Raw genomic sequence first — 26,948 nt, 5'->3', positions numbered from 1 at the left:
CCCAGCAGCCGGGCCCCCGCCAGGCGCCACCGCCACCGCCACCGCCACGGTGGGCCCCGCCCCTGCAGCCGCCCGCCCGGCCGGCGCCGGCCCCGGGCTCACCCGTCCACGCGCCACCGGCCCCGCCTCCCCCGGCCAAGCCCACGCGGGGCTTCCGCCGCACCCGGGGCGCACCCGCCCCCGGCCGCCCCGCGTCACCCCGCCGGCGCGCCCACTGGGGCCGCCGGATCGGGGCGGTGCTCGGCGTGCTCCTGCTCCTCGTGGTCGGGTTCGGCATCTACCTCGACACCCAGATGACGCGCACGCCGGCGCTGTCGTCGTACGCGGGGCGGCCGTCGTCGGGGTCGGGCACGAACTGGCTGCTCGTCGGCTCGGACAGCCGCGCGGGCCTGTCGACCGCCCAGGAGCGGCAGCTCTCGACGGGCGAGGCCGACGGCAACCGCACCGACACGATGATGATCGTGCACGTCGGCTCCTTCGGCGGGCAGACCTCGATCGTCAGCCTGCCGCGCGACTCGCTGGTCGAGGTCGACGGCACCACCGCCCGGCTCAACTCGGCCTACTCGAGCGGCGGTCCGCAGCTGCTGACCCGCACGGTCGAGCAGTCCACCGGGCTGCGGATCGACCACTACGCGGAGATCGGGTTCGAGGGGTTCGCGTCGATGGTGGACGCGGTCGGCGGCGTCGAGATGTGCCTCGACGACGCGCTCGACGACCCGAAGGCCGGCATCGACCTGCCCGCCGGCTGCCAGGAGCTCGACGGGCCCAGCGCCCTCGGCTACGTCCGGTCCCGCGCGTTCCCGAACGCCGACCTGCAGCGGGTGCAGAACCAGCGGGCGTTCCTCTCGGCCCTGATGTCGAAGGCGGCGAGCCCGCTGACCCTGCTCAACCCGCTGGCGTCCGTCCCGTTCGCGACGGCGTCGGTGCGGACCCTCACCGTCGACGACTCGACCCACGCCTGGCACCTCGCGAGCCTGGGCTGGGGGATGCACGCGGTCGGCTCGGGCGGGGTCACGACGACCGTGCCGATCACCCCGTCGTCGGCGGTGTCGGGGGCGGTGGTCTGGAGCCGTCGGGACGCTCCGCGCCTCTGGGAGGCCCTGCGCAGCGGCGACGACATCCCCGCCGACCTGGTCACGCCCGGGTCCTGACGAGCCTCAGCGGTCGCGCGCGAACAGCACGGCCAGCACGGTGCAGCCGAGGAGGATCAGCGCGATCGGCAGCAGGGCGTTGATGCTGTCCCAGGACACGTCTACCCCCACGCCGGCGCGAGCGAGCCCGCGCGGTCGTCGCGCAGCATGGCGGCGCTCTGGCGGGTGATGACGACGGTCCCGGCGACCACGACGGCCGCGGCGAGGACCTGACCCACCACCGCCGCGGGCGTCGAGGAGATCGACTCGCCGAGCACGAGGACACCGAGCAGCACGGCCACCGCGGGGTCGGTGGTGCCGATGACGGCGTTGACCGGCGCGTTGAGCCGCCCCAGGTGCAGGGCGCGCTGGGAGAAGGTCCACCCGCACAGCGACGACACGCACGCCGCGGCGAACGGCCAGGAGACGACGACCGCGATCGGGTCGGGCCCCGCGAGGGCGGTGGCGAACAGTGTTGCGGTCAGCCCGTAGAAGCCCCCGGTCGCGAGGGCGAGCAGCGCGGCGCGCAGCGGCTCGGACCACCCGGAACCCCGCAGCCCGAGCACCCCGACGACCACCGCGGCGAGCGCCACCACCAGCAGCGGGCCCACCGCCGGCACCGGCGTCACCGCGGGGGCCTGCGGGCGGGCGATCGACAGGAACGCCGCGAGCCCGCAGACGCAGACCACCGAGGCCAGCAGCAGGCGGCGGTCGAGCCGGCGCCCGGCGAGCAGCGCCGAGGCGATCGTCCCGAACACCAGGCCGGTCACCAGCACCGGCTGGACGAGGGCCACCGGGCCGAGGTGCAGGGCGTAGAAGTAGGAGCAGAAGCCGAGGGCGATGACGCCCTGGCCCGCCCACCACCGGCGGCGTCGCAGGACCCGGGCGAGCAGCTGGCGGGTGGAGCCGGGCTCGTCGATCTCCTGCCCCGCGCGCTGCTGCAGCACCGTGCCGGTGGAGATGCCCATCGCCCCCAGCAGCGCGGTCAGCAGCGCGATCGCGGGCGTCACCGGCCGGGCCCGACGTCGAGCCGGCCCGGATCGGACTCCGAGGGCAGCTTCAGCACCGCCGCCAGGTCGACCGCGGCCTGCTGCTGCGACCAGGCCGTCGCGCGGGCGTGGGCCTCGCGCAGCGCCGCGGGACGGGCGAGCCAGCCGCGCAGCAGCCGGGTCAGCTCGCGGGGCCGCCGGCAGGTGGTCGCGAGGCCCTCCCGCTCGAGCAGTCGCGCGGAGTCGCGGCCGTGGGCGGGCAGCGGCTGGTAGATCACGAGGGTGCGCCCGCAGGCGAGGGCCTCCTGCGCGGTGGCGCCGCCGGAGTTGTTCACGACGACGTCCGCGGCGGCGAGGAGGGTCGGGACGTCGTTGACCCAGTCGGGGACCCGCAGCCGCGCGGAGCCGACTTTGCGCTGCAGCGCGCGGAGCCGCACCCGGGCGCGCTCGTCGTGCCCGCACACCGCGACGACGTGGCAGCGCGGGTCGGTGGCGAGGGCGGCGCGCACCGCGTCAGCGACCCCGCCGAGGCCCAGCGACCCCGCGGTCACGACGACGACGAGGGCGTCCGGCGGCAGGTCCAGGTGCTCCCGGGCCGCGCGCGCCTCGTCGTCGGGAACGGGCCGGAACGGCGCCCCGACGAGCGCCGAGCGCACCGTCACGCCGGCGCCGGGATCCATCTCCCGGGTGGGGGCGGCCGCGAGGTCGGAGAGGACGAGGTACTCGTCGACCCCGGGGTAGGTCCAGTAGGCGTGGGGCGCGAAGTCGCAGATCGCGGCCACCACGCGCGCCTCGAGGCGGCCGCGTCGGCGCAGCCAGGCCAGCCCGGCCGTCGCGAGCTGGTGGGTGGAGACGACGACGTCGGTGGGTCCGGTGGCGAGGTCGGCCGCGAGAGCCCGGGCCACCCACGCCCCCATCACCTCGCGGTAGAACCAGCGCACCAGCCGCGAGTGCGTCACCGCGGCGTACCAGGCCTCCTGCAGCAGCGGGGTCCACCGGACGCCGAACTCGAAGAGCCAGCGGAACACCGGCCCCGACCCGTGCCCCATCCGGGCGAAGGCCTCGGCGACGCGGATGTCGCAGTCGGGCCGGTCGCGCGCCACCGTCGTCCGGACCGCCTGCGCCACCGCCGCGTGGCCCTGCCCGATCTCCCCGGAGACGATCAGGAGCCGCGTCGCGCGGTCCGTCTGCGGCCTGGTCACGGGGCCAGTCTCCTGATCGGCGGATGGACGCACCTCTCGGGGTGTGGTGTTCATCCCGAGGGGTCGGGACGTTCATGCCCACATCGGGGCTTCCACGACGCTTCATCCCGCCCTCACCGCCGTCCCGCGGCCCCCGGCGGATCATGAGCGGGACATCGAGGTCCACGATGGGTCACACTGGATTCACGGGTGGGTCACGGCTCCCGGTCGACGGGTTAACGTGCATCGATCCCCGAGCCCGTCGGACGTCGTCACGCCCGAGAGGAGCCCCACGACCGATGACCGCACTCGGCGTCCCGAGGTCGATCCGTCCCGGGAGGCGCCGTAGCCCTCGGCCCTCCCGTGGAGGACCCGCGGCGCGGCCGGCACCGCAGAGGTCCCCCCGGGTGGTCATCCTCACCGCGCGGGTGGGCGCGGGGCACGACCGTCCGGCCTACGAGCTCGCGGCGCGGCTGCGCGCCCGCGGAGCGGTCGTGGCCGTCCACGACTACCTCGACGCGCTGCCCCGCTTCGGCCAGGTGATCATCGGCGACGGCTACGGCGTCGTGGTGAACCGGATGCCGCGGTTCTTCGACTGGCTCTTCTACGCCCTCGAGCACCGCTGGGACGTCCGCGGCATCATCCTGACGTTCCTCACGCTCTCCGAGCGGACCGTGCGGCGCTGGACGCGGGACGCCGACGTCGTCGTCTCCACCTTCCCGCTGTCCTGCCAGACCCTCGGGCGGATGCGCGCCGCCGGGCGGATCGGCGCTCCGGTCGTCAGCTATCTCACCGACCCGGCCCCGCACCGGATGTGGGTGCACCCCGGCGTCGACGTCCACCTCTCGGCCACCAGCGCGTGCGCGGTCGTCGCCGACGAGGTCTACGGCGTGGCCGTGCGCCCGGCCGGCCCGCTGGTCGACCCGCGCTTCTCCCGGGCGCACACCGACGCCGACCGCACGGAGACCCGCCGGTCCCTCGGTCTGCGCGACGACGAGTGCGCGGTGCTGATCAGCGCGGGCTCGCTCGGGCTCGGCGACGTGCCGGCCCTGGTCCACGGGGCGCTGCGCAACCCGGCGGCCCACGTGCTCGTCCTCTGCGGACGCAACGCCGCGCTGCGCGAGCAGCTCGACGCGATCCCGCGGGTCACCGCGCTCGGCTGGCGCGACGACGTCCCGGTGCTGATGGCGGCGTCCGACGTCCTGCTGCACAACGCGGGCGGGCTCTCGGTGACCGAGGCGCTCGTCGCGAACCTGCCCGCCGTGACCTACCTGCCGATCCCGGGCCACGGCCGGGCCAACGCGACGGTCCTGGCCGACGCCGGGCTCGCACCGTGGCCGACCACCCCCGACGCGCTGGCCGGGGTGCTCGACGTGGTCGTGCGGACCTCTCCGCTCTCGCCGTGGCCGACCGACCCCGACGGGGACGTCGCGGCCACCGTCCTCGGGCTGGCGGGCGAGCGGGCCGCGGTGGCTGCAGCGTCCTGACCCCGCTCCCGCCCGCGGCGCCGAGCACCGCGGGCGGGACGGGGGACTAGGCCGGCGGGTCGACGAACTGGACGACGCCGCCGGAGACGCCGGCGACGTAGAGGCGGCCGGTCTGCGGGTCGACGCCGACGGTGTAGGGGTTCTGCACCGTCGCGATGCGGGCGACCTCGCGGGGCTGCGGGTTCGTCATGTCGTACCCGATCACCTCGTTGGTGCCCGACGACGCGACCCACACTCGGTCGCGCGTCGGGTCGTAGGTGATCCCGTACGGCCCGCCTGGCTGGGCGACGACGCCGACCTGGGTCGGCGGGCCGCTGGCGTTCGGCTGGAACACGATGACCTGGTCGCCGCGGGTGTCGGTGGCGATCATCCGGCCGTGCCGGTCGGCCACGAGGTGGGTCGGGCCCGCGCCCGACGGGGCGCTGCCGACGATCGAGAGCGTGGCCACGTTGTAGATCGTCAGGTCGTTCTTGCGGACGTCGACGAGCCCGACGAGGTCCCCGACCGGCGCGAGGCCCGCGGGCTGCACGGCGTCGGTGAACACCTTGACCACCTGGTCGCCCCGCACGGCGGAGACGGTGCCGCCGAGCTCGTCGGCGGTGAGCACGGTGCCGTTGGGCGCCTGCGTGGCGTCGTGCGGGACGGTCCCGACGAACAGCGGCGCGGCCGCCTGCCCGCCCGGGAGGGTGACGCGGATCAGGGAGTTCGCGCTCTCGACCGGCACCAGCACCGGCCCGCCGGGCGCGGCGAGCTGCAGGTGCCGGACGAAGCCGGGCAGCGGCGTGCGACCTCGGACGGCACCGGTGTCGGCGTCGAGGAGCACGAGCTCGTTGGGGTTCCGCTTCGCGACGGCGACCGTGCGCGTCACGGGGTCCACGACGACGCCCTCGGCCGCATCCCCGACCTCGACCTGGCGGCCGGGCGGCGTGCTCGTCGGGGCCGGCGCCGACCGCGGTTCGGCGGCGAGCGAGAGCTTCGAGGTGTCGGGCCGCGTGCCCTCCGTCGGCACCCCGGGCGGGAGTAGCCCGGTGGTGGGGGTGACGGGGCCGGCCGCCGTGGTGCTCGGCGGGGCGGGCGCGGGGGCCTCGGTACTGCAGGCGGAGAGGGCCAACGCGGCGAGGCACGCCGTCGTCAGCAGGACGCGAGCTCGGCGTCGGGGCATGTCCGGAGTATTCCGTTCGTCGCGTGTGGTCCGGGCTGTGGATCCCGGGGCCGGCGGGGACGTCGGCTCGACGCCCCCGCCCGTGATCGACGGTTCTCCGTACCCCGGCGGTGTCCGGTTCGGGCTCAGCGCACCTCGGCCGCGTGGATCTCGGCGTCCTTGCCCGCCGACGCGAACTGCTCGACGAGGGTGCGGCAGAAGGCGGGCAGGTCGTCGGGGTTGCGGCTGGTGATGAGGTTGTGGTCCACGACGACCTCCTCGTCCACCCACTCCGCGCCGGCGTTGCGCAGGTCGGTGGCGAGCGACGGGAACGACGTCATCCGGCGCCCGCGCACCACGTCGGCCTCGATGAGCAGCCACGGCGCGTGGCAGATCGCGGCGACGGGGGTGCCCGTGGCGAAGGCCTCGCCGACCAGGCGCACGAAGTTGGGGATGGTGCGCAGCAGATCGGGGTTCGCGACCCCGCCGGGCAGGACGAACGCGTCGTAGTTGTCCGTCTTGACCTGGCTCACCACGGCGTCGACGTCGAACCGGTCGCCCTTGTCGAGGTGGTTGAAGGCCTGGATCGACCCCGGCGTCTCGGAGATGAGGACCGGCGTGCCGCCGGCGTCCTGCACGGCCTCCCAGGGCTCGGTGAGCTCGACCTGCTCGGTGCCCTCCTTCGCGCAGAGGAACCCGATGGTGCGGCCCTCGAGCGGGCGCTCGGACGTGGCCATGGTGATGTGACGCTCCTTGCTTCGATGCTGGTGGGAGACCCACCCGGACGGGGGGTGGCGCGATCGCCGGCCCCGTGATCGCCGGATCCCCGGGGTCGTCGCCGCGAAACGCCCGGGGGTGCCCGACACACCGGGGCCCGGGCGTGGCACCGTCGCGGGGAGACCCGCTCTCCCCCCCCCCGGAAGGACGATCATGGCCACGACGACCCTCTCGGTCCCCGAGATCCACTGCGACCACTGCCGCGCCGCGATCGAGGGCGCGCTCTCGCCGATCGACGGCGTGGAGGGCATCGACGTCGACCTCGAACAGCGCGTGGTGCGCGTGGAGCACGACGACGAGCTCTCCCTGGGCTCCGTCGTCGAAGCGATCGAGGACCAGGGCTACGACGTCCCGAACCGGGACGCCTACGTGCGCCACTGACGACCCCCGCCGCCGCGGGGGCCGTCCGGCCCACCGCTAGGCGGTCCGGCTCTCCTTCTCGTCGGTCTCCTCGTCGGCCTTCTTGCGCCGCGTCGAGCTCTTCTTCGTCCCCGACGACGAGGCCGTGGACTTCTTCGAGGCCGTCTTCCTGGCGGGCTTCTCGTCCTCCGCGGCGGGGGCGTCCTCGGTCGGGGCCTCCTCGGCGTCGGCCTTCGACGACGACGACGAGGTGTCGGCGGCCTTCCCGCCGGCCGCCTCGACGCTGCGGCGCAGCGCGGTGAGCAGGTCGGTCATGTCGTCGGCGTCGTCCTCGGCGGCGGGCTGCGGGGCCGGGCGCTTGCCGCCGTGCTCGCGCTTGTACTCGATGAGCTCGCCGACGGCCTTGCGGTACTCGTCCTCGAACTGGTCGATCTCGAAGTCGCCCGAGAGCGAGTCGACGAGCGACTGGGCCATCGCCTTCTCCTGCGGGCGCAGCTCGACGTCGCCCTCGAGCACCGGGAAGTCGGCCTCGCGGACCTCGTCGGGCCACAGCATCGTCTGCAGCACGATCGTCTCGCCGCGCACGCGCAGCAGGGCGAGGGTCTCCCGCTGGCGCAGGGCCACCTTCACCAGCGCCATCCGGTCGGTCTCGCGCAGCGCCTCGCGCAGCAGCGAGTACGGCTTGAGCGCCTTGCTCTCGGGTTCGAGGTAGTAGCTCTTGTCGAGCAGCAGCGCGTCGACCTCGTCGGCCGGGACGAACTGCACGACGTCGATCTCGTGGCCGCTCGCCGTCGGCAGCGACGCGAGGTCGTCGTCGTCGAGCATGATCAGCTGGCCGTCGTCGGTCTCGTAGCCCTTGGCGATCTCGGAGTAGGCGACCTCCTCGCCGCACACCGAGCACGTGCGCTTCTGGCGGATGCGCCCGCCGTCGACCTCGTGCACCTGGTGAAACCGGATGTCGTGGTTCGACGTCGCGGCGTAGAGCCGCACCGGCACGTTGACCAGCCCGAACGACACGGCGCCGTTCCAGATCGCGCGCATCGCGCGGCTCCCCTCGTCGGTGACCCGGCGTCACCGGACCGTCCGCCCCAGGATGCCCCACACGCGTCCCGCCTCACAGGATTTCGCCCGGGGGATACCGCGCGGCGTACGCGGTCGGGGACTCCCCGACCAGCGCCGTGAACTCCCGGACGAGGTGCGCCTGGTCCGCGAACCCGAGCTCGGCGGCCACCTGCGCCCAGGCCACCGCCCGTCCGGCGTCCAGGCGCTCGGTCACCTCGTGCAACCGGTACCGCCTAACGACCCACTTCGGCCCCACCCCCACGTGCTCGGCGAACAGCCGCTGCAGGCGCCGGACGTGGCACCCGCACCGTCGGGCCAGCTCCTCGACCCGGGTGATCCCGGGGTCGGTCCGCACGAGGTCGACGGCGGCCGCCGCCTCGAGCGCGGCCGGGGAGGGCGTGGCGGGGAGCAGGGTGCGCAGCCACGCCTCCAGCGCCCCGGTCCCGACGATGCCCGCGGGTCCGCCGGCCGGGGTGCTCGCGTCGGTCAGCGTGCGCACCGGGCGACCCAGGACGGCGCGGGCGGTCCCGGGCCGCAGCGCCGCCCCGACCACGCCGCCCCGCCCGCCGAGCTCGCGGACGACGTGGCGGGTGGTGACGCCCTGCCAGACCGGCGGGTCCCCGTCGCGGGCGGTGACGTGCACGGACACCGACGGCGGGACCTTCTGCCGGTACGGCTCGGCGTAGGCCCAGGTGACGGCCCAGTAGTGGTCGACGAACGGGGCGAGGTCCGCCGCGGGTGCGAGCCGGGAGTGCGTCTGGTGGCGTCGCCACGCCCCGTCGAGCTCCCTGTCGTCCCGCACGCGGCCAGTGTCCGGGGTGTCGCTCCCGAGGCTGTCGGACCCTCGGTGCACGATGGTGGGCATGCAGGACGTCGGCGTTCGTGGAGCCGGGATCCGGCCCATGCAGCCGGTGCCCGGGCGCCTCCCCGTGGGGCCGGAGTGGAGCTACGAGGTCGACTGGAGCGGCATCCGGCTGCTCGCCGACGTCGAGCACGGCTCGCTGTGCCTGCGCACGCTCGAGGGCGACGACGTCACGGCGCGCTTCCCCGAGTTCGCGCCGCTGGCCGACGTGGTGGCCGACGGGCTCTTCGACGGCGAGGCGGTGCTGCTCGACGCGGGGCAGCCCTCGTCGCTGGCGCTGTTCGACCGGCTGCGCCGGGCCGATCCGCGCAAGGCCCGCACGCTCGCGCGGGCCCGCCCGGCGATCTTCATGGTGTACGACGTGCTGCGGCTCTACGGGGTCCCGCTCACCGAGCGCCCGCTCGACGAGCGCCGGGCCACCCTGAACCGGCTCGCGCTCGACGAGGTGGGCCGCATCCAGGTCTCCCCGGTGTACGACGACGGGCCCGCGCTGCTCGCCGGCGTGCGCGAGCAGGGGCTGCCCGGGGTGATGGCCCGGCGGCGCGACACCCCGCACGACGCCGACGCCGGCGAGGACTGGCTCCGCGTGGTCGCGCCCACCGACGCCGGCCCCACGGCGCCCACCGCCGTCGACCTGCCCGGTCAGCCGCCCGCGGGCCCGGCGCTCTCGGCGATCGCGCCGCCGCTCACCGGTCCCGCCGACACCCCGGCGGGCCGCGTCCTGCGCGGCCGCCACAGCCGTGGCGAGGAGCCCCCCGGGCTCTGGTGACCTCGGCGCGGGACGGGTCCGCGGGGCCTGCTGCGGATGGCCGGCCGCACCGGCGAGGTCCGCGCGCCGTGCGCGGCCGGGGAGGGCCGGGCGGGTGACGACGGGGAGTCACGACGGATAGCTCAGGGTCACGAGGCGCCACCGCATCGAGTGACCTCCGTAGCGGTCGCCGACCCCGCCTCACGAACATGTGCGGCTCAGCCACCCGTCGACCGAGGACACGACGTCCTCCGGTCCGCGGGTGGGAGAGACATCGGGGGGCGACAGTGGATCGAGCGGGACTGCGTGTGGCACGGCTGGGGATCGCGGGGGTGGTCGGGGTCCTCGGACTGGGCCTCCTGACCCCGGCCGCCGGGTCGGCGGCCCCGGCGGCCGCCCCGCCGACCGGGGCGTACGTGGTGGGGACGGCGTCGCCGACCTGCCCGAAGCCGACCTTCACCGCGATCCAGCCCGCGGTCGACGCGGCGCCCGCGGGCGGCACGGTCTACGTCTGCGCCGGGACCTACACCGGGCGCGTCACGATCACGAAGACCCTGCGCCTGCTCGGCGCGCAGTCCGGGCGCGACGCCCGGTCGGGCCGGACCGCCCTCGCGGCGGAGTCGGTGGTCACCTCGACCGCCGGCGGCCTCGTCGTGAACGGGACGGTGAACGGGCTGGTCGTCGACGGGTTCACGTTCCGGGGCAGCGCCGGCGACGGGATCGACGCGCTCGGCGGCGGCTCGGGCTTCTCGATCGTCAACAACGTCTTCGCCGACAACCAGAACGGGATGAACGTCAGCGCCGCCGGCCCGGCCCCGTCGACGATCGCCCGGAACCGCTTCACCGCGAACAACCGGGGCGCCGACCCGCAGGCCGGGACCGGCATCCTCTTCACCTCCGGCCCGGCCAACGACGTGACCGTCTCCGACAACCTGTTCGAGCGGCACATCAGCGCCGCGGTCAACAGCATCGGCGACCCGTCCAAGCGTTCCCGGGGTCTCGTCGTGCGGAACAACCGCAGCGTCGACGACTCGAGCCTCGCCGTCGTCAACAACACCGTCGGTGCACTGATCGACCAGAACCAGGCCACGAAGCCGGCGACGGCCACGGGGACCATCATCTACATCGTCGGGAACAACGACGGCCTGACGGTCCGACGCAATGTCCTGACGGGTGGCCGCGGTACCGGCATCTCGGCCAACGGTCTCGACGGCCCCTTCGCCACCCCCGAGAGCACGAACCTCCTGATCGACACGAACGTCGTCCGCGACCGCACCACCGGCATCGCGATCAACGGCGCCCACCGCTCGGTCACGGTCCGCGGCAACGTCGTGCAGGGTTCGACGCGCAACGGCGACGCCCCGGGCCGCGGGATCGTCGTGTCCGCGACCTCGAGCGGGCTGGTGCTCACGAACAACGTCGCCACCGGCAGCAGCGACGTCGACTGCGTCGACGCCTCGAAGGGCGGCCGTACCGCCGGCACGGCCGACACCTGGACGGCCAACGTGGGCCGTACCGCGACGCCGCCCGGAATCTGCATCCCGGGCCGGGCGCCCGCGGCCTCCCCGGTCCCGACGACCGGCTGAGCGCCGGCGAGCTGGGCACCGGCGCCCGGGGAGGACCCGGCTCAGTCCTCCTCGGGCGCCGCGGCCTCGAGCGCCTCGGCGGTCCAGCCGATGATCCGGGCGCCGGAGCGGCCGAGCTCGCGCATGGCCTCGAGCCGCTCGACGGGGGTGCCGGAGAGGTCGACGCGGACCTCCCGGCGGTCGAGTCGGGCGGCGTCGAGGGCGCTGCGGCCGTCGTGACCCGCGGTCAGCGTCGCGAGCAGACCGCCGGTCGAGGCGAGCGAACCGCGGGCGGCGCCGAGCCGGCCGAGGGCGTCGTCGAACGCGGCGAGCAGCGCGGCCCGGTTGCCCTCGCACATCGCGGCGGTGAGCTCCGGGCGGGTCGCGGCCACCCGGGTGCCGTCGGCGAACGAGCCCGCGGCCAGCGCGAGGGCCAGCTCGCCGCCGTCGGCGCCGACCGCGGCGAGCACGGCGGCCAGCAGGTGCGGCAGGTGCGAGATGCGGGCGACGGCCACGTCGTGCTCATCGGAGGCGGCCGGGACCACGGTCGCGCCGCAGGCCAGGGCGAGCGCGACGACGTCGGCCCAGACCTCCAGGTCGGTGTCGTCGTCGGTGGCGACCACCCACACCTTGTCGTGGAAGAGCTGCAGCGACCCGGCGTCCCAGCCGGAGAACTCGGTGCCGGTCATCGGGTGGCCGCCGACGAACCGGGTGCCGGGCGCCCACCGCTCGACCGCGTCGCGCACCGGCTCCTTGACGCTCGTGACGTCGGTGAGCCGGCAGTCGGGGGCTTCCTTCCCGACGACCGCGAGCACGTCGTCCATGCTCGTCAGCGGCACCGCGACGACGACGAGCGCGTCGGTCTCCGCCGCCCGCCGCACCGCCGCGCCGACGTCGGCGCTCACGTCGTAGCCGTCGGCCCGGGCCTTCTCCGCGGTGGTCTCGGAGGCCGACGCCCCCCAGGCGTCGCGGCCGGCGTCGACGGCCGCGCGCAGCAGCGATCCGCCGATCAGGCCGAGCCCGAGGACACAGACGGGCCGGGTCAGCGCGGCACCGAGGACCGCGCCGCTCTGCTCTTCAGGAGTCCCCACGGTGAGGGAGCGTAGGGCGAGCCGTCCGGGTGACGGCCATTCGCCCATGCAGGCGACCCGGAGCGGTCACGCCCGCAGGACCTCCAGGGCGTACCCGGCGTAGAGCGCGACGCCCGCGACCATCGCCTCCTCGTCGAACACCACCCGGTTGGAGTGGTTCGGCGGGGCCTCGGACGGGTCCGTGCCGCGGGGGCAGGCGCCCAGGAAGGCCAGCGCTCCCGGCACCCGGCCGAGCACGTAGGAGAAGTCCTCCGACCCCATGATCGGGTCGGGCATCGGCTCGACGAACCGCGACCCGAGCACCGAGCGCCCGACGTCGGCCACGCGCTCGGCGACGGTCGCGTCGTTGACCGTCACGGGGTAGCCGCGGTCGATCTCCACCGTCGCGGTGCACCCGTAGGCGTCGGCGGTCCCGCGGCACACCCGCTCCAGCTGCGCGAGGAGCTCCGCGCGGGTGTCCTCGGAGAGCGTGCGGACGGTGCCCTCGAGCGTCGCGGTCTCCGGGATGACGTTGGTGGTGGTCCCGGCCGTGAGGTGCGCGACCGTCAGCACCGCCGGGTCGAACGCGCTGACCCGCCGGCTCGTCATCGTGTGCAGCGCACCGACCATGGCGGCCGCGGCCGGCACCGGGTCGAGCGCGTCGTGCGGGGCGGAGGCGTGCCCGCCGGCGCCGTGCACGGTGACGCAGAAGTCGTCGGACGAGGCCATGATCGAGTCGGCCCGCGTCTGGAGCGTCCCGGAGGCCAGCCGCGAGGTCACGTGCAGCGCCATCGCCGAGGTCGGCAGCGACCCGCCGGCCTCGAGCACGCCCTCGGCGAGCATCGCGAGCGCGCCGTGCCGCGACTCCTCGCCGGGCTGGAACATGAACACCACCGTGCCCGCCAGCCGGTCGCGCCGACCGCAGAGCAGCCGGGCGGCGGAGGCGAGCATCGCGGTGTGCAGGTCGTGCCCGCAGGCGTGCATGGCGCCGTCGATGCGCGAGGCGTGGGCGAGTCCCGTGTCCTCGTGCAGGGGCAGCGCGTCCATGTCGGCCCGCAGCAGCACCGCGGGGCCCGGCCGCCCGCCGGTGAGGGTGGCGACGACCGAGGTCGACGAGCGACCGGTGGTGATCGTCAGGGGCAGGTCGCGCAGCACCGCGAGGACGGCCGCCTGGGTGGTGGGCAGGTCGAGACCCAGCTCCGGGTGGCGGTGCAGAGTGCGGCGCAGGGCGACCGTGTCGGGCTGGAGCGCGCGGGCCTCGGCGAGCAGGGCGCGCTCCGGGGCGCGGTGGGCGGCGCGGCGTCGGGCGGACCCACCGGTCCCGTCGGCCCGGGTGTCCGGAGACGTGCTCACACCGGTGATCCTGCACCCCCGGCCTCCGGCGGGCGACCGCCCGGCGCGCCGAAGGTGTCGATTCGGTGCACGCCGCTCCGACGCCCTTTCGGACGCGCCCGAATGGCACCTACCGTGCTGCCCATGGCAGGTCAGGGCGCACAGGCCGCCCAGCGTGGAGGTACCGGCACCGCCGTGCCGCTCGACGGCTGGGCCGTCGCGGTCACGCGCGAGGAGGGCCGGTGGCGTGCCGTCACGATGGACCGTACCGCCCTCGGCGACCTCGACTCCGCCATCACCGCTCTCCGGGCGTTGCGCTCCACCGGCGCGGTGCTCGGCCTGCTCGACGTCGACGACGAGTTCTTCGTGATCGTCCGCCCCGTCCCGGGCGGGGTGTCGCTGCTGCTGTCCGACGCCGTCGCGGCCCTCGACTACGACGTCGCCGCCGACGTCCTCGACCTGCTGCGCCTCGACGTGCCCGACGAGGACGACGTCGACGACGACCCGTGGCCCGAGGGCGACCTCTCGCTCCTCGCCGACCTCGGCGTCCCGGCCGACGAACTGGCCGTGCTCGTCGACGAGATCGACCTCTACCCGGACGAGCAGCTCACCGCGATCGCCCGCCGCTGCGGCTTCGCCGAGGAGCTCGCGAAGATCGTGGAGACGGCGCCTGCGTCCTGACGCCTGGATCGCCCGCGCGCTCGAGGTGGCGCGGACGGTCGGTCCCGACGACGTCCCGGTGGGCGCCGTGGTCCTCGGTCCCGACGGTCGGGAGCTCGCGTCCGCCGGCAACGCCCGCGAGGCGCTCGGCGACCCCACGGCCCACGCCGAGATCCTGGCGCTGCGGGCGGCGGCCGGCCGCTACGACGATGGCTGGCGGCTGTCGGGCTGCACCCTCGCCGTGACCCTCGAGCCCTGCACGATGTGCGCGGGCGCCGCCGTGCTCGCCCGCGTCGACCGGATCGTCTTCGGCGCGTGGGAGCCGAAGACCGGCGCGGTCGGCTCGCTGTGGGACGTCGTGCGCGACCGCAGGCTCACGCATCGTCCGGAAGTCCTCGCCGGCGTGCGGGAGCGCGAGTGCTCCGACCTGCTGCGGGAGTGGTTCCGGGGTGGCTCCGGGACCGAGGAGGACGTCCCGTAATATTGCTCCCGGTAGCGTGTCCGAGCGGCCAAAGGAGCACGCCTCGAAAGCGTGTGTGGGTTCTGCCCACCGTGGGTTCGAATCCCACCGCTACCGCCACTGCGCCGGGCTCCCCAGGGGGGACGCCCGGCGTTCGTGCGTCCGGGGGTCGTCGTGGCCGGAACGACGAACGGCCCGCCCGTCACTCCGGTGACGAACGGGCCGCTCGGGGGCCCGGGACCTACGCGACGCCGGCCTGGCGCGTGAAGGTCGAGGGGATGAGCAGGTCCTCGGGCGAGAGCTCCTGGACCGAGGACTTCCCCAGACCGAGCAGGCCCGAGTCGAGCCCGCCCTTGAGGATGTCGAGGACGTTGCCGACGCCCTCCTCGCCGTTGGCCGCGAGGCCCCACAGGTAGGCGCGCCCGATCGCGACGGCCTTCGCCCCGAGGCACAGCGCCTTGACGACGTCCGAGCCGCGCCGCACGCCGCCGTCCATGATCACCTCGACGTCCCGGCCGACCGCCTCGACGATCCCGGGGAGCACCCGGATCGGGGCGGGGGTGGAGTCGAGGTTGTTGCCGCCGTGGTTGGAGACCTGGATGGCGGTGGCCCCGGCGTCGACGGCCCGCTTGGCGTCGTCGACCCGCGTGATGCCCTTGACGCAGAACGGCAGGTCGGAGCCCCACTGCTCGCGCAGCCACGCGACGTCGGCCCAGGTGGGCGGCGGGGTGAACATCCACTGCCCGTAGGCGCCGAAGAAGGTGGGGGGCGCCGAGCCGTCGACCGGGATGTTCGGGACGGTGAGGTCGGGGATGAACCCGGCCTTGAGGAACTGCAGCCCCCACCGCGGTCGGGTGATGCCCTCGGGGATGTACTTGATCATCGTCTTGAGGTCCATCTTCTCCGGGATGGACGGGCTGCCCCAGTCGCGGCCGTGGGAGAACGACCAGTCGAGGGTGACGATGAGCCCCTTCGCCCCGGCCCGCTTCGCGCGCTCGGCGCGGGCGGCGAGGGTCTCGCGGTCGCCCACCCAGTACATCTGGAAGAACGTCTTGTCGTTCGCCGCGGCCACGTCCTCGACCGACCGGCTCGCGAACGACGACAGCCCCATCGCGGTCCCGCGCGACGCCGCGGCCCGCGCGACGGCAACCTCGCCCTCGGGGTTCACCGCCTGCACCCCGGTCGGCGAGATCATGACGGGGATCGAGATGTCCTGCCCCATGATCGTCGTGGAGAGCGACCGCTCCGGCGCGAGGTCCGCGACGTGCGGGGCGAACTGGAGCTCGCGGAACGCCGACGTGTTGTCGTCCAGCGTGTAGCCCGCCTCGCTCCCCGCCACGAGCGCGCCGTACACGGACTTCGGCAGCCGCTTCTTCGCGCGGCGCTGGGCCTCCGCCACCGACTCGAACCACTGACCAGCCATGTGCACCTTCCGCCTACGTCGTCGTCCCTCCCCTCCGAGACTAGGTGCGCGGCGTCACTACCGCGCCGCTCACGGGGTGGGAATCGGACCCGTCCGTCAGGACAGGTCCCCACCGGCCGACGCCGGGCCGGTGTGCCGTCCGGCCGAACCGCCCGCCGCATCGTCGCGAAAGCCCCGTCGCGACCGGCGCACGGAGCCGTCCGGAGCGTCGAGTTGGGAGCCCCACCAGTCATGACCGTGCCAGCGAGAACGAGGTCCGCGGGACGGGTGCGCCCCTCCTCGTCCTCCGCATCGCCCGAGCCCGCCCTCGGCCCCGAGGCCGACGTGACCGACGCCGACCTCGTCGAGCGGCTCGCGACCCGCGACGCCTCGGCGCTCGACACCCTCTACGGCCGGCACGGCCGGGCCGCGTACTCCCTGGCCCGCCGGATCTGCGTCGACGACGGACTCGCCGAGGACGTCGTGCAGGAGGTCTTCCTCGTCCTGTGGCGCGATCCGGGCCGCTTCGACCGCACCCGGGGCTCGGTCATCAGCTGGCTGCTCACCCTCGTGCACCACAAGTCGGTCGACGCCGTGCGCCGCGAGGCCACCCGTCGCCGCCACCACGTGCCCACCGACGACTCCGACGAGGGCACCACCGCCGCCGGGCCGTCCGCCGACCGCGCGGCCCTCGGGACGGTCATCGCCGAGCACGTCCGGGCGGCGATGCACCACCTGCCGGCCGAGCAGCGCCAGGCCCTGGGCCTCGCCTACTACGGCGGCTACACCCAGCGGGAGGTCGCCTCCATCACCGGCGTACCGATCGGGACGGTCAAGTCCCGCATGTTCACCGGCGTCGCGAAGCTGCGCATCCTGCTCGCGCCCGTGCTCGGCACCTCCGGCCTCGAGCTGCTCGGGGACGCCGGATGAGCGCCGTCGGAGACCCGCACGACGGCGAGCTCGCGGGCGCGGTCGTCGGCCGCGCGCTGCGCGCGCTCGAGCCCGAGGACGAGGACCGCGTCGACGAGCACCTGCGCGGGTGCGCCGCCTGCCGCGCCCTGCTCGCCCAGACCCACGAGACGATGGCCGCGCTCGCCCGCTCCGTCCCGCCGGTCGAGCCGCCGCCGGGGCTGCGGAGCCGGATCCTGGAGGCCGCGGCGGCCGAGCCCGTCCCGCCGCGCGCCGCTCCGGTGCCGACGCCGGCCGGGGGGACCGTCCCGACGAGGCCCGCGGCCACCGCGTCCCCCGTGCCCGGCGGTCCCGCCGTCGCCCGGGTCCCCCGACGACGCACGGCAGCGTTGCTCGCGCTCGTCGCCGTGGTCGCCGGGGTGGTCGTGTTCTCGGCCCGGGCAGCGGTGCAGGACGGCGGCGGCGACCCGCGCTCGGTCGCGGCCGCGCGGGCCCAGCAGGTCGTCGAGTCCGCCGAGGCCCGCGACCCGGGCGTGCGGCACGCCTCCCTGGTCCAGCCCGGCGGGTCGGTCATGGCCGTGGTCCTGGACGACACCACCGGCGCCCGCGTGGTGCCCGTGGACGTCCCCGACCTCGGCGCCGGCCGCACCTTCGTCCTCTGGCGGGTCGTGGGCGGTGGCGCCACCGCGGTCGGGACGTTCGACGGGTCGGGCACGTACACCCCGGTCGGCACGACGACCGCCCCGCCCGGGGGCGGCGCGCCGACCCTGTCCCAGGGTGCGTACGCGGTGTCCGCCGAGCCGCTCGGACCGGTCCCCGCCCGGCCGTCCGCGGTGGTGGCGAGCGGGCGGCTGATCTGACGAGGCCGTCTCGGACGAGCGGTGTCCCCCGCTCGTCCGAACGGCCCCCGTACCCGGCACGACCGGGCGCGCCGGGGGACGATCGGCGTGGCCCGGCCGTTCGTCGCGTCGTGCCGCTGTCCGGCCGCAGCACGTCGTGGCGCGGTCGGGAAAACGGGCGTCGCTGTCGGGGGGTCTGGCTACCGTGTCGGACGTCGGAGCACCCCGTCCCACCGAGGGGCACGGGCCTGGTCCGGCATCCGCCGCCGGACCGGGCCGGGGCGGCCGAGGAGACCGGGGAGGCGCCGTGGTGTCGTCCCCGCCGAGCGGTCCGCCCGACGTCCCCCGGGTCGCGCGCCCGATGCTCGCCTCACCCGGCGACCTGCCCCGGGGAGCGGGCTGGGCCTTCGAGTTCGTGTGGTCGGGGCTGCGCTGCCTCGCCCACGTCCGCGACGGCCGGATGCGCCTCGTCGACGCCGACGGGCACGACGTCACGGCCGGGTTCCCCGAGATCGGGGCCCCCGCCGGGCCCGACGTGGTGCTCGACGGCGTGATCGTCGCGCTCGACGCCGTGCGCCGGCCGAGCGCGGCCCGGCTGCGGCGCCGCCGCCGGGTGGCGAGCCCGTCGACGGCCCTCGTGGCCGGGACGCCGGTGACCTTCTACGCGTTCGACGTGCTCGAGGTCGCCGGTCGCTCCACCACGCAGCTGACCTACCGCGAGCGGCGTGACCTCCTCGCCGAGGTCGACCTCGGCGGGGGACAGATGGTCGTGCCGCCCTTCTTCACCGGGCTGGGCCCGGAGAAGATCATCGCCACGGCCCGGCACTACGGACTGGAGGGTGTCGTCGCCAAGCGTCTCGAGTCCACCTACCAGGGCGGACGCCGCTCGCGGAGCTGGATCTCGGCGGAGATCACGCGGTCGCAGGACGTCGTCGTCGGTGGCTGGCTGCCGCGGTCCCCGGAGGGCGGGGTCGGTGCGCTGCTGCTCGGCGTGCCCAGCGAGGGGGCGCTGCGCTACGTCGGCCGGGTGTCCACCGGGGTCACCGCGGCCGCGCGGCGCGAGATCCTCGAGGCCGCGGCCGGTCTCGAGCGCCCGGTCAGCGCGTTCGACGGGTCCGTCCCGCCCGACGCGGCGGCGTCCGCGCACTGGCTCGCGCCGCGGCTCGTCGGGCGGGTGGAGCACCGGCGGTGGACACCCACGGGCCTCGTCGGGCGTCCGGTCTGGCAGGGCCTGCGCCTCGACACCCACCCGGCCACGGTGCACGCCCCCCTCGTCGCGGCACCGGTCGTCGACTCGGATCTCGCGCTGGACGACCTCGAGGTCGTCGACGGCCCCCGACGACGCCCGGGGACGGCGCTCCCGGCCGTGCGGGGGCAGGCCGACCCGGCGGCGCCGGAGAGGCGGGTGCCCGGCGTCGCCGAGATCGCGCTGCCCGACGCCGAGGTCGAGGCGGCGTTGCGGTCCCGGTTCTCCGCGCACTTCGTGCACAACGCGCTCACCGCGATCGCCGCCTTCGTGCGGGTCGACCCGGCGCGGGCGCGCGAGCTGCTGACCGAGTTCGCCGACTTCACGCGCTACTCGTTCCGCGCCTCCGACGCCACCACCACGGTGGCCGAGGAGCTGCACAACGCCCGGCGCTACCTGACCCTCGAGCAGGCCCGGTTCGGGCCGCGCCTCACGGTGGAGCTCTCCGTGGCGCCCGAGGTGGAGAACGTGGTGCTGCCGCCGTTCGTCGTGGCGCCGCTCGTGGAGAACGCCGTGCGGCACGGCATCGAGCCGGTGCCCGGGGGCGGCACCGTGTTCGTCACCGCGCTGGGCGCGGGGTCCGACTGCGTGATCACGGTGTCCGACGACGGCGCCGGGATGGGGCCCGAGGCCTCGCGCTCGGCCTCGCAGGTCGACGCCCGCCACGGCGGCATCGCCGAGGTCACCCGCCGGCTGCGGGCGGCGTTCGGCAGCTCGTGCGACCTGCACGTCGACACCCGCCCGGGCAGCGGCACCACGGTCCGGCTGCGCGTGCCGGGTGCCGCCGCCCAGGACCCGCCGGGCGGTCACCTGCTCGTGGGGTGACCAGCCCGCCCCTTCGGTCCAGCTCCGCTCCGCTGCGTGTCCCCGGACGTCCTCCGACCTCCGACGTTCCGGAGGGCGTCCCTGGGTCGGGCTCGATCGAGGGGCGGGCGCGATCAGTCGTCGGTCTGGGTGCAGTCCGCGTCCGGCGCCTCGAGGATGCTGCCGAGGATCGGCAGCTGGAGGCCGCAGGCCTGCACCGGCAGCAGCGTCAGGTCGTTGAGGAGCCCGATGTTGCCGTTGCCCGAGGGGCCGTCCCGCTCGGTGTCGCGGGTGTGGGCCGAGGCCATCGGGGCCACGGCGGTGAGGGCCGCCGCCGACAGGGCGAGCGCGGCGATCGGGGTCGCGGCGCGGCCGGGGTGGGCGACGATCCTGCGGGGGGCGCGGTGCTTGGGCACGGGATCTCTCCTCGATGTGGAGCAACGGGGTCGACCGTTCGTCGCGCCAGGACTGCGACGAGCGGTCGGGGAGGACTGTGCGCCGCGGTGATCACCGGCACCAGCAGGACGACGAACTCCACCCGGAAAGCGTGGCCCGGCTCGCGACGGGACCGACGGTCGGGTAGAAGGGTCCAGCGGTCGTTCTGATGCGACGAACGGGTGAACGGGTCGGTCCTCGACCGGAGGGGAACGGGGACGACGATGCGGGGGTGCGGATCCTCGCGGTGGACTGGTCGGGCGACCGGCGCGCGGCCGCGACGCGGATCCGGGTGGCCGAGGCGCGTCCGGGGGAGCTCCTCGACGTCCGGGGCGGGCTCGACCGGGCCGGGGTCGGCGACCTGGTGCTGGACCTGCGCGACGCGCCCGCCCCGGTCGTCGTCGGGATGGACTTCTCCTTCGGGCTCCCGGGCTGGTTCGCCACCGAGCGGCGCGCGACCACGCTCCCCGCGCTGTGGGACCTCGCCCGCGACGACGGCGAGGGCTGGCTCCGGGCGTGCGAGCCCCCGTTCTGGGGCCGGGCGGGGACGCGGAGACCGACCGACGTGCCGCTCTACCGGCGGACCGAGCTGGACGCGCGGGACCGGGGGCTGAACCCGCTGTCGACCTTCCAGGTCGGGGGAGCCGGCGCGGTGGGCACGGGCTCGATCCGCGGGATGCCCCTGCTCGGGGCGTGGCGGCGGGCGGGCGTGGGGGTGTGGCCGCTCGACGCCGCGCCGGGCCCGCGCGGGGTGCTGGTCGTCGAGATCTACCCGCGGGCGTTCACGGGGCCGGTGGTGAAGTCGTCCGCGACGGCCCGCCGCGGGCAGGTCGACGCCGACCCGCGCATCCCGGTGGCGCTGCGCGAGGCCGCGGCGGCCACCGAGGACGCGTTCGACGCGGCCCACGCCGCGCTCGGGATGGCCGAGCACGCGGCGGCGCTGGCGGCCCTGTCCGCGGACCCGGATCCGACGTCGCTGCTCGAGGGCCGGCTCTGGCTGCCGCCCGTGTGACGGGCTAGAGGGCGACCGCGACCTCGGAGAACGACAGCCCGAGCTGCTCGCCCGCCTCGGCGAGGACCCCCTGCACCGCGAGGGTGTCGTCGAGCGGCATCACGGCCGACTCGGTCCGGCCGTCGCGCAGGCAGGCGTTGACCTCGTCGATCTCGTGGGAGTAGCCCGCGCCCGTGGCCGGCAGCTCGATCCGCTCGCCGGGGTCGTCGGGAGAGCGGTGCACGACGATCGTCGTGGGGTGGTGGAAGCGGGGGAGCACGTCGATCCAGCCGGTCGACCCGAAGATGCGGGCCTGGCCGGGCGAGGGGCTGTGGAACGAGGTCTGCGCGGTGGCGAAGCGCCCGTCCTCCCACGCCAGGAGCAGCGCGTTCTCCGCGTCGACCCCCGTCGACTCCATACGCCCCACGGCGCGCACCGCGGTCGGGGTCCCGCCGAGCACCATCTGGGCGAAGGACACCGGGTAGACGGCGAGGTCGAGCAGGGCGCCGCCGCCGAGCTCGGCGTTGAACAGCCGGTCGGCCGGGTCGACGTCGCGGACCGTGCCCAGGTCGGCCTGCACCGAGCGGACGTCGCCGATCTCGCCGGCCTCGTAGATCTCGCGCGCCCGGACGACGGCCGGCTGGAAGCGGGTCCACATCGCCTCCATGGCGAACACGCCGTGGCGCCGCGCCGTGTCGACCACCCGCCACGCCCCCGCGAGGGTCGCGGTGAACGTCTTCTCCACCAGCACCGCCTTGCCCGCCTCGAGGGCCGCGACGGCCAGATCGGCGTGCTGGGGGTGGGGGGTCGCGATGTAGACGACGTCGACGCCCTCGTCGTCGATCAGCTCCCGGTAGGACCCGTGCGCCCGGGCCGCCCCGTGCTCGGTCGCGAAGGCCTGCGCCCGCTCGAGCGAGCGCGACCCGACCGCGGCGAGCTCCGTGCCGTCGATCGCCACGAGGTCGCGCGCCACGTTCGCCGCGATCCGGCCCGGTCCGGCGATACCCCAGCGAATGGTCTGCACGGACCTCAGCCTGTCACGGTCCCCGCTACAGGGAGCCACCGAGGAGGTCGACGTCCTCCGCGGTGCCGGAGACGACGAGCTTGCCGTCCTCGGCGCGCAGATCGGTCGCCGAGATCGAGAACGGGAGCTGGCCCGGGTCGACCCGGGCCGAGAAGCTGCCGAGCTTGGAGCGCAGCGCGCTCGACACGGCGCCCGACACCGCCGACGGCGCGTCCCCGGTGTCGACGGTGATGTCGCGCGCGGAGAGCACGATCTGCCCGCCGGCGAGCCGGAACGTGGCGATCACCGACGCCCGGACCGACTGGCCCAGCACCGTCGTGGTCGACGTCAGCTCGACCGCCTGGGAGGGGTCGACTCCTCCGAGGTCGCGCTCCTGGAGGGACGCCGCGGTCACCGGCGCCACCGTCACGTCCGAGACCCGGAGGATCCGGGCGAGGTCGGTCGGGTCGATCTGCGCACTCGCGGTGACGGTGCGGGCCGGGATCGACCGGACCGTGCCGTCGATCAGCGACTGCGGGGGCAGCGACACGTCCCCCAGCTCCGCGACGAGCGTCATGTCACGCAGCTGGCGGTAGGGGATGTGCTCGGCGGTGAGGGTGACCGCCCCGTACGACCCGGCCGCGGCCTGCGTCAGGAACGGGAAGCCGCGGATGGCGACCGACGGCTTCTCGTCCAGCTTCAGCTGCGACTGGAGCTGCGAGGCGACGCGGTCCTCGGCGACCCACCGGGCCCCGAAGTCGACGCCGACGAGCAGCAGGACGAGCACGACCAGAGTGATGAGGAATCCCCGCATTGCCTGACAGTGTGGGCCAGGCTCTCCGGCGGCTCGTCAGCGGGCGAAGTGCCTCGAGATCACGAGCCGCTGGATCTGGTTGGTGCCCTCGAAGATCTGCATGATCTTGGCCTCGCGCATGTACCGCTCCACCGGGAAGTCGCGGGTGTAGCCGTAGCCGCCGAAGACCTGCACGGCGTCGGTGGTCACCTTCATCGCGGCGTCGGTGCAGATGAGCTTCGCGACGCTGGCCTGGCGGCTGTAGGGCACGCCCGCGTCCCGACGACGGGCGGCGTCGAGGTAGGTGGCGCGCGCCGAGTCGACCGCGGCGGCCATGTCGGCCAGGAGGAAGCCGAGCCCCTGGTGGTCGACGATCTTCTTGCCGAAGGCCTGCCGCTCGTTGGCGTACTCGACCGCGGCGTCGAGCGCGGCCTGGGCGAGCCCGGTGGCGCAGGCGGCGATGCCGAGGCGGCCGGAGTCGAGCGCGGCGAAGGCGATCGAGAGGCCCTGCCCCTCCTGACCGATGAGCCGGTCGGCCTCGACGACGCCGCCGTCCCAGGTGGCCGAAGTGGTGGGGACGCCGTGCAGGCCCATCTTCTCCTCGGGCTTTCCGAAGACGAGGCCGTCGGTCTGCCCGGGGGCGAGGAAGCAGGAGATGCCCCGGCTGCCCTCGCCGGTGCGGGCGAACAGGGCGTAGAAGTCGGCCTTCCCGCCGTGGGTGATCCAGGCCTTCTCACCGGTGATCCGGTAGTCGCCGGCGTCGTCCTTCACCGCGCGGCAGCGCAGGGCGGCGGCGTCGGACCCGGCCTGCGGCTCGGAGAGGCTGTAGCCGCCGACCATCTCGCCCGCGAGCATCGAGGGCAGCCAGCGCTCCTGCTGCTCGGCGGTGCCGAAGGTGGCCAGCGGGAAGCAGGACAGGCCGTGGACCGAGACGGTCACCGCGACCGCGGCCCAGCGGGCGGCGAGCTCCTCGAGGACCTGCAGGTAGACCTCGTAGGGCTGGCCGCCGCCGCCCTGCTCCTCGGGGTAGGGCAGGCCGAGCAGGCCGGTCTCGCCGAGCGTGCCGAACAGGCCCTCGGGGTAGGTGCCGTCGCCGCGCTCGTGGTCGTCCACGCGGGTCGCCAGCTCCTTGTCGGCGACCTCGCGGGTCAGCTCGATCAGGGCCCGGGCCTCGTCGGTGGGCAGGAGACGGTCGACCGGCATGTCACGTCCTATCGGTACTGTTCTCGGAACCTCAGTACCGCTGAGAGTAGCGATGTGGGCCTATGATCGCCAGATGGCCTCCCCGGTCCGGCGCGGTGCCGCGCGGCGCGACGAGCTCTCCGACGCCCTCGTCGCGCTGCTGCTGGCCGAGGGCTTCGCGCACCTGACCCTCGACGACGTCGCCGCCCGGCTCCGGTGCTCCAAGCGCACGCTCTACGGGCTCGCCTCGTCGAAGGAGCAGCTCGTGACGGCGGCCGTGGTCCGGTTCTTCCGCGCGGCGACCACCCACGTCGAGGCGGCGGTGGCTGCCCGCAGCACGCCCCCCGAGCGGCTGGCGGCCTACCTGCGCGCGGTCGCGGCGGAGCTCGCCCCCGCGTCGGCGGCGTTCTTCGAGGACGTCGCCTCGTTCGCGCCGGCCGCGGAGATCTACCAGCGCAACACCCGGGCGGCCGCCCGCCGGGTCCGCGAGATCATCGGCGAGGGGGTGGAGTCGGGCGACTTCGGCGACGTCCACGTCGGGTTCGCCGCCGAGGTGGTCGCCTCGACGATGGAGGCCATCCAGGCGCGGCGGGTCGCGGCCACGACGGGCCTCGACGACGCCGAGGCCTACGAGCAGCTCGCCACCCTGCTGGTGCGCGGGCTGCGGTCCTGACGTGGTGCGGGCCCCGACGACGAACGCCGGGCCCCTGAACGGGGCCCGGCGCCTGATCGGGAACTGCGGAGGATACGGGATTCGAACCCGTGAGGGTTTTACCCCAACACGATTTCCAATCGTGCGCCTTAGGCCACTCGGCCAATCCTCCGCGGGCGAGAGTACAGGGGGCGACGGCGCCCCTTCTTCCCCGGCCCCCACCCCGTGGGACCCGGGCCGGGGGACCGGTACAGTGGGCGCCGGACCCCGCGCGGCGTCCATCCTGTGAACTCCCCCAGGGCCGGAAGGCAGCAAGGGTCAGCGGGCTCTGGCGGGTGCGCGGGGTCCCCTTCGTCTCTCCTCCCGATCGGGCCCGTGGCCGTCGGAGGTCCCGCGTAGCCTCGCGGCGTGGCTCTCGCTCTGTACCGCAGATACCGCCCCGGCACGTTCGCCGAGGTCGTCGGCCAGGAGCACGTCACCGACCCGCTGCGCACCGCGCTCACCGCCGGCCGGATCAACCACGCGTACCTGTTCTCCGGCCCGCGCGGGTGCGGGAAGACGTCGTCGGCGCGGATCATGGCGCGCTCGCTGAACTGCGAGCAGGGACCCACGCCCGATCCCTGTGGCGTCTGCGGGTCCTGCGTCGCGCTCGCCCCCAACGGTCCGGGGTCGCTCGACGTCACCGAGATGGACGCGGCGAGCCACGGCACGGTCGACGAGGCACGCGACCTGCGCGACAAGGCGGCCTACGCGCCGGTCAACTCCCGCTACCGCGTCTTCATCATCGACGAGGCGCATATGGTCACCACGGCGGCGTTCAACGCGCTGCTGAAGGTGGTCGAGGAGCCGCCCGAGCACCTGATCTTCGTGTTCGCCACCACGGAGCCGGAGAAGGTCCTGCCGACCATCCGGTCGCGGACGCACCACTACCCGTTCCGGCTGCTGCCGCCGAGCACGCTGCGCGCGCTGCTGGAGCGGATCTGCGACGAGGAGGGGGTGACGGTCGAGCCCGCCGTGTACCCGCTCGTCATCCGCGCGGGAGGCGGCTCGGCGCGCGACTCCCTCTCGGTGCTCGACCAGCTGCTCGCCGGCGCGGACGACCGGGGGGTCACCTACGCGCGGGCCGTCGGGCTGCTCGGGGTCACCGACGTCGCGATCCTCGACGACGTCGTCGACGCCCTCGGCGCGCGCGACGGATCCGCGGTGTTCGGGGCGGTCGACCGGCTCGTCGAGGCGGGGCACGACCCGCGGCGCTTCGCCGCCGACCTGCTGCAGCGCCTGCGCGACCTCATCCTCGTCCACGCCGTGCCCGACTCGGGGGAGAAGGGCCTGGTCGACGTCCCGGCCGACGAGCTGGAGCGGATGGTCGACCAGGCCCAGCGCCTCGGCCCCGCCGCCCTCGCCCGCCACGCCGAGCTGGTGCACACCGCGCTCACCGAGATGCGGGGGGCCACCGCGCCGCGCCTGCTGCTCGAGCTGGTGTGCGCGCGGATGCTGCTGCCGGCGGCCTCGTCGGACGACGCGGCGCTGGTGCAGCGGCTCGAGGGGGTCGAGCGGCGCCTGCAGGCCGGCGCGACGGCCACCGCGGGCGGCCCGCTCGCCGTCGCCGAGGCGTCGGCGGGCGGCCCGGAGGAGCCCCGGTTCCAGCGCCCCTCCCAGCGCCAGGACGAGGGCCGGGACGAGCGCCAGGACGGGGGCCGGGACGAGCGCCCGGACGAGGGCCGGGACGGGTCGGCGCGGCAGGCCCCGCCGCGGGCGGGTGAGCTCGACGCCACCGTCGCGCCGCCCACCGACCGGTCCACCGCCACGGTCGAGGCCCCGCGGCCCGAGCGCCCGGCGGACCGCCGGCCCGAGCGCCCGGCCGAGCG

The 26,948-nt window shown here is 75.3% G+C and carries 26 protein-coding genes, 2 tRNA genes and 1 other RNA gene; 15 read left to right on the top strand and 14 right to left on the bottom strand.

What is annotated here, in order from left to right:
- The coding region (locus tag ACFPBZ_RS27565) for an LCP family protein (RefSeq protein WP_378039317.1) at window positions 1-1,151 on the top strand (1,151 nt) is incomplete at its 5' end.
- 101 nt (window positions 1,152-1,252) lie between these two features.
- Here ACFPBZ_RS27565 and ACFPBZ_RS27560 read toward each other — a convergent pair.
- Both ACFPBZ_RS27560 and ACFPBZ_RS27555 read right to left on the bottom strand, forming a co-directional pair.
- Complete coding sequence (locus ACFPBZ_RS27560; RefSeq protein WP_378039316.1) at window positions 1,253-2,140, bottom strand: DMT family transporter; 888 nt, start codon at window positions 2,138-2,140, stop codon at window positions 1,253-1,255.
- Window positions 2,137-3,321 (bottom strand): MGDG synthase family glycosyltransferase, encoded by a 1,185-nt coding sequence (locus ACFPBZ_RS27555; RefSeq protein ID WP_378039315.1) that lies wholly within the window; start codon window positions 3,319-3,321, stop codon window positions 2,137-2,139. The genes ACFPBZ_RS27560 and ACFPBZ_RS27555 overlap by 4 nt, the downstream gene beginning before the upstream one ends.
- 386 nt (window positions 3,322-3,707) lie before the next feature.
- Between ACFPBZ_RS27555 and ACFPBZ_RS27550 the strand changes: the two genes are divergently transcribed.
- Window positions 3,708-4,787 carry an MGDG synthase family glycosyltransferase gene (locus ACFPBZ_RS27550; RefSeq protein WP_378039314.1) on the top strand — a complete coding sequence of 360 codons (1,080 nt, stop codon included), beginning with the start codon at window positions 3,708-3,710 and terminating at the stop codon, window positions 4,785-4,787.
- A 46-nt stretch (window positions 4,788-4,833) separates the two neighbouring features.
- On the opposite strand, the gene ACFPBZ_RS27545 is transcribed toward ACFPBZ_RS27550, so the two are convergent.
- Entirely contained in the window at window positions 4,834-5,949 is a 1,116-nt protein-coding gene (locus ACFPBZ_RS27545; protein WP_378039313.1) for a YncE family protein, read from the bottom strand.
- Window positions 5,950-6,074: 125 nt separating this feature from the next.
- Window positions 6,075-6,665, bottom strand: coding sequence for a type 1 glutamine amidotransferase domain-containing protein (locus ACFPBZ_RS27540; protein WP_378039312.1), 591 nt, complete (start codon window positions 6,663-6,665; stop codon window positions 6,075-6,077).
- A 193-nt stretch (window positions 6,666-6,858) separates the two neighbouring features.
- On the opposite strand from ACFPBZ_RS27540, the gene ACFPBZ_RS27535 reads away from it, so the two are divergent.
- Window positions 6,859-7,086 (top strand): heavy-metal-associated domain-containing protein, encoded by a 228-nt coding sequence (locus tag ACFPBZ_RS27535; RefSeq protein ID WP_378039311.1) that lies wholly within the window; start codon window positions 6,859-6,861, stop codon window positions 7,084-7,086.
- 36 nt (window positions 7,087-7,122) lie between these two features.
- Here ACFPBZ_RS27535 and ku read toward each other — a convergent pair whose 3' ends face one another.
- Both ku and ACFPBZ_RS27525 read right to left on the bottom strand, forming a co-directional pair.
- A complete protein-coding gene (ku, locus tag ACFPBZ_RS27530; protein WP_378039310.1) occupies window positions 7,123-8,106 on the bottom strand; it encodes a non-homologous end joining protein Ku in 984 nt (327 codons plus the stop codon).
- 73 nt (window positions 8,107-8,179) lie between these two features.
- Window positions 8,180-8,929, bottom strand: a complete 750-nt coding sequence (locus tag ACFPBZ_RS27525; RefSeq protein WP_378039309.1) for a helix-turn-helix domain-containing protein — start codon at window positions 8,927-8,929, stop codon at window positions 8,180-8,182.
- Window positions 8,930-8,990: 61 nt separating this feature from the next.
- On the opposite strand from ACFPBZ_RS27525, the gene ACFPBZ_RS27520 reads away from it, so the two are divergent.
- Both ACFPBZ_RS27520 and ACFPBZ_RS27515 read left to right on the top strand, forming a co-directional pair.
- The gene (locus tag ACFPBZ_RS27520) at window positions 8,991-9,758 is read left to right on the top strand and encodes an ATP-dependent DNA ligase (RefSeq protein WP_378039308.1); all 768 of its coding nucleotides are present in this window, start codon (window positions 8,991-8,993) and stop codon (window positions 9,756-9,758) included.
- Window positions 9,759-10,045: 287 nt separating this feature from the next.
- Complete coding sequence (locus ACFPBZ_RS27515) at window positions 10,046-11,323, top strand: right-handed parallel beta-helix repeat-containing protein (protein WP_378039307.1); 1,278 nt, start codon at window positions 10,046-10,048, stop codon at window positions 11,321-11,323.
- Window positions 11,324-11,364: 41 nt separating this feature from the next.
- Here ACFPBZ_RS27515 and ACFPBZ_RS27510 read toward each other — a convergent pair whose 3' ends face one another.
- Window positions 11,365-12,393 (bottom strand): prephenate dehydrogenase, encoded by a 1,029-nt coding sequence (locus ACFPBZ_RS27510; protein WP_378039306.1) that lies wholly within the window; start codon window positions 12,391-12,393, stop codon window positions 11,365-11,367.
- 66 nt (window positions 12,394-12,459) lie between these two features.
- Window positions 12,460-13,641: a M20 metallopeptidase family protein gene (locus ACFPBZ_RS27505; protein ID WP_378039319.1), complete on the bottom strand. Its 1,182-nt coding sequence runs from the start codon at window positions 13,639-13,641 to the stop codon at window positions 12,460-12,462.
- A gap of 207 nt (window positions 13,642-13,848) precedes the next feature.
- On the opposite strand from ACFPBZ_RS27505, the gene ACFPBZ_RS27500 reads away from it, so the two are divergent.
- From ACFPBZ_RS27500 to ACFPBZ_RS27490, 3 genes are all read left to right on the top strand, one after another.
- On the top strand, window positions 13,849-14,385 hold the full coding sequence (locus tag ACFPBZ_RS27500) for a tRNA adenosine deaminase-associated protein (protein WP_378039305.1): 537 nt from the start codon (window positions 13,849-13,851) through the stop codon (window positions 14,383-14,385).
- Window positions 14,375-14,845: a nucleoside deaminase gene (locus ACFPBZ_RS27495; protein ID WP_378039318.1), complete on the top strand. Its 471-nt coding sequence runs from the start codon at window positions 14,375-14,377 to the stop codon at window positions 14,843-14,845. The genes ACFPBZ_RS27500 and ACFPBZ_RS27495 overlap by 11 nt, the downstream gene beginning before the upstream one ends.
- 10 nt (window positions 14,846-14,855) lie before the next feature.
- Window positions 14,856-14,944 (top strand) — tRNA-Ser (locus ACFPBZ_RS27490).
- A 121-nt stretch (window positions 14,945-15,065) separates the two neighbouring features.
- Here the strand turns inward: ACFPBZ_RS27490 and mftD are convergent.
- Entirely contained in the window at window positions 15,066-16,247 is a 1,182-nt protein-coding gene (gene mftD / locus ACFPBZ_RS27485; protein ID WP_378039304.1) for a pre-mycofactocin synthase MftD, read from the bottom strand.
- Window positions 16,248-16,514: 267 nt separating this feature from the next.
- Between mftD and ACFPBZ_RS27480 the strand changes: the two genes are divergently transcribed.
- The 3 genes from ACFPBZ_RS27480 (at window position 16,515) to ACFPBZ_RS27470 (ending at window position 20,045) form a co-directional block, all read left to right on the top strand.
- On the top strand, window positions 16,515-17,156 hold the full coding sequence (locus ACFPBZ_RS27480) for an RNA polymerase sigma factor (RefSeq protein WP_378039303.1): 642 nt from the start codon (window positions 16,515-16,517) through the stop codon (window positions 17,154-17,156).
- A complete protein-coding gene (locus ACFPBZ_RS27475) occupies window positions 17,153-17,995 on the top strand; it encodes a zf-HC2 domain-containing protein (protein WP_378039302.1) in 843 nt (280 codons plus the stop codon). The genes ACFPBZ_RS27480 and ACFPBZ_RS27475 overlap by 4 nt, the downstream gene beginning before the upstream one ends.
- 286 nt (window positions 17,996-18,281) lie before the next feature.
- Window positions 18,282-20,045, top strand: coding sequence for an ATP dependent DNA ligase (locus ACFPBZ_RS27470; RefSeq protein ID WP_378039301.1), 1,764 nt, complete (start codon window positions 18,282-18,284; stop codon window positions 20,043-20,045).
- Between the two features lie 113 nt (window positions 20,046-20,158).
- Here ACFPBZ_RS27470 and ACFPBZ_RS27465 read toward each other — a convergent pair whose 3' ends face one another.
- Window positions 20,159-20,440: a hypothetical protein gene (locus ACFPBZ_RS27465; RefSeq protein ID WP_378039300.1), complete on the bottom strand. Its 282-nt coding sequence runs from the start codon at window positions 20,438-20,440 to the stop codon at window positions 20,159-20,161.
- 251 nt (window positions 20,441-20,691) lie between these two features.
- On the opposite strand from ACFPBZ_RS27465, the gene ACFPBZ_RS27460 reads away from it, so the two are divergent.
- Window positions 20,692-21,471 carry a hypothetical protein gene (locus tag ACFPBZ_RS27460; RefSeq protein ID WP_378039299.1) on the top strand — a complete coding sequence of 260 codons (780 nt, stop codon included), beginning with the start codon at window positions 20,692-20,694 and terminating at the stop codon, window positions 21,469-21,471.
- 4 nt (window positions 21,472-21,475) lie between these two features.
- Here the strand turns inward: ACFPBZ_RS27460 and ACFPBZ_RS27455 are convergent, their stop codons facing one another.
- From ACFPBZ_RS27455 to ACFPBZ_RS27445, 3 genes are read right to left on the bottom strand one after another with little or no spacing between them, the layout of a single operon-like run.
- Window positions 21,476-22,474 (bottom strand): Gfo/Idh/MocA family protein, encoded by a 999-nt coding sequence (locus tag ACFPBZ_RS27455; RefSeq protein WP_378039298.1) that lies wholly within the window; start codon window positions 22,472-22,474, stop codon window positions 21,476-21,478.
- 25 nt (window positions 22,475-22,499) lie between these two features.
- On the bottom strand, window positions 22,500-23,267 hold the full coding sequence (locus ACFPBZ_RS27450; protein ID WP_378039297.1) for an LmeA family phospholipid-binding protein: 768 nt from the start codon (window positions 23,265-23,267) through the stop codon (window positions 22,500-22,502).
- Window positions 23,268-23,303: 36 nt separating this feature from the next.
- The gene (locus ACFPBZ_RS27445) at window positions 23,304-24,449 is read right to left on the bottom strand and encodes an acyl-CoA dehydrogenase family protein (protein ID WP_378039296.1); all 1,146 of its coding nucleotides are present in this window, start codon (window positions 24,447-24,449) and stop codon (window positions 23,304-23,306) included.
- A gap of 73 nt (window positions 24,450-24,522) precedes the next feature.
- Here ACFPBZ_RS27445 and ACFPBZ_RS27440 point away from each other — a divergent pair, with 73 nt between their 5' ends.
- Window positions 24,523-25,101: a TetR/AcrR family transcriptional regulator gene (locus ACFPBZ_RS27440; protein WP_378039295.1), complete on the top strand. Its 579-nt coding sequence runs from the start codon at window positions 24,523-24,525 to the stop codon at window positions 25,099-25,101.
- Between the two features lie 66 nt (window positions 25,102-25,167).
- Here ACFPBZ_RS27440 and ACFPBZ_RS27435 read toward each other — a convergent pair.
- Window positions 25,168-25,252 (bottom strand) — tRNA-Ser (locus ACFPBZ_RS27435).
- An 86-nt stretch (window positions 25,253-25,338) separates the two neighbouring features.
- On the opposite strand from ACFPBZ_RS27435, the gene ffs reads away from it, so the two are divergent.
- An RNA gene (gene ffs / locus ACFPBZ_RS27430) (signal recognition particle sRNA small type) lies at window positions 25,339-25,435 on the top strand.
- Window positions 25,436-25,488: 53 nt separating this feature from the next.
- The coding region (locus tag ACFPBZ_RS27425; RefSeq protein ID WP_378039294.1) for a DNA polymerase III subunit gamma and tau at window positions 25,489-26,948 on the top strand (1,460 nt) is incomplete at its 3' end.

Origin of the sequence: Actinomycetospora atypica, assembly GCF_042653685.1 — a bacterium.
In the GTDB taxonomy this organism is placed as follows: Bacteria; Actinomycetota; Actinomycetes; order Mycobacteriales; family Pseudonocardiaceae; genus Actinomycetospora; species Actinomycetospora atypica.
Note: the sequence above shows the minus strand (reverse complement) of the source record. Positions and strands in the feature narration are given on the sequence as shown.

Bases quoted from the DNA above. Each gene is read 5' to 3' on its own strand.
- ACFPBZ_RS27545 (WP_378039313.1), bottom strand. From the start codon at position 5,949: ATGCCCCGACGCCGAGCTCGCGTCCTGCTGACGACGGCGTGCCTCGCC.
- ACFPBZ_RS27540 (WP_378039312.1), bottom strand. From the start codon at position 6,665: ATGGCCACGTCCGAGCGCCCGCTCGAGGGCCGCACCATCGGGTTCCTC.
- ACFPBZ_RS27535 (WP_378039311.1), top strand. From the start codon at position 6,859: ATGGCCACGACGACCCTCTCGGTCCCCGAGATCCACTGCGACCACTGC.
- ku (WP_378039310.1), bottom strand. From the start codon at position 8,106: ATGCGCGCGATCTGGAACGGCGCCGTGTCGTTCGGGCTGGTCAACGTG.
- ACFPBZ_RS27520 (WP_378039308.1), top strand. From the start codon at position 8,991: ATGCAGGACGTCGGCGTTCGTGGAGCCGGGATCCGGCCCATGCAGCCG.
- ACFPBZ_RS27500 (WP_378039305.1), top strand. From the start codon at position 13,849: ATGGCAGGTCAGGGCGCACAGGCCGCCCAGCGTGGAGGTACCGGCACC.
- mftD (WP_378039304.1), bottom strand. From the start codon at position 16,247: ATGGCTGGTCAGTGGTTCGAGTCGGTGGCGGAGGCCCAGCGCCGCGCG.
- ACFPBZ_RS27475 (WP_378039302.1), top strand. From the start codon at position 17,153: ATGAGCGCCGTCGGAGACCCGCACGACGGCGAGCTCGCGGGCGCGGTC.
- ACFPBZ_RS27450 (WP_378039297.1), bottom strand. From the start codon at position 23,267: ATGCGGGGATTCCTCATCACTCTGGTCGTGCTCGTCCTGCTGCTCGTC.
- ACFPBZ_RS27445 (WP_378039296.1), bottom strand. From the start codon at position 24,449: ATGCCGGTCGACCGTCTCCTGCCCACCGACGAGGCCCGGGCCCTGATC.
- ACFPBZ_RS27440 (WP_378039295.1), top strand. From the start codon at position 24,523: ATGGCCTCCCCGGTCCGGCGCGGTGCCGCGCGGCGCGACGAGCTCTCC.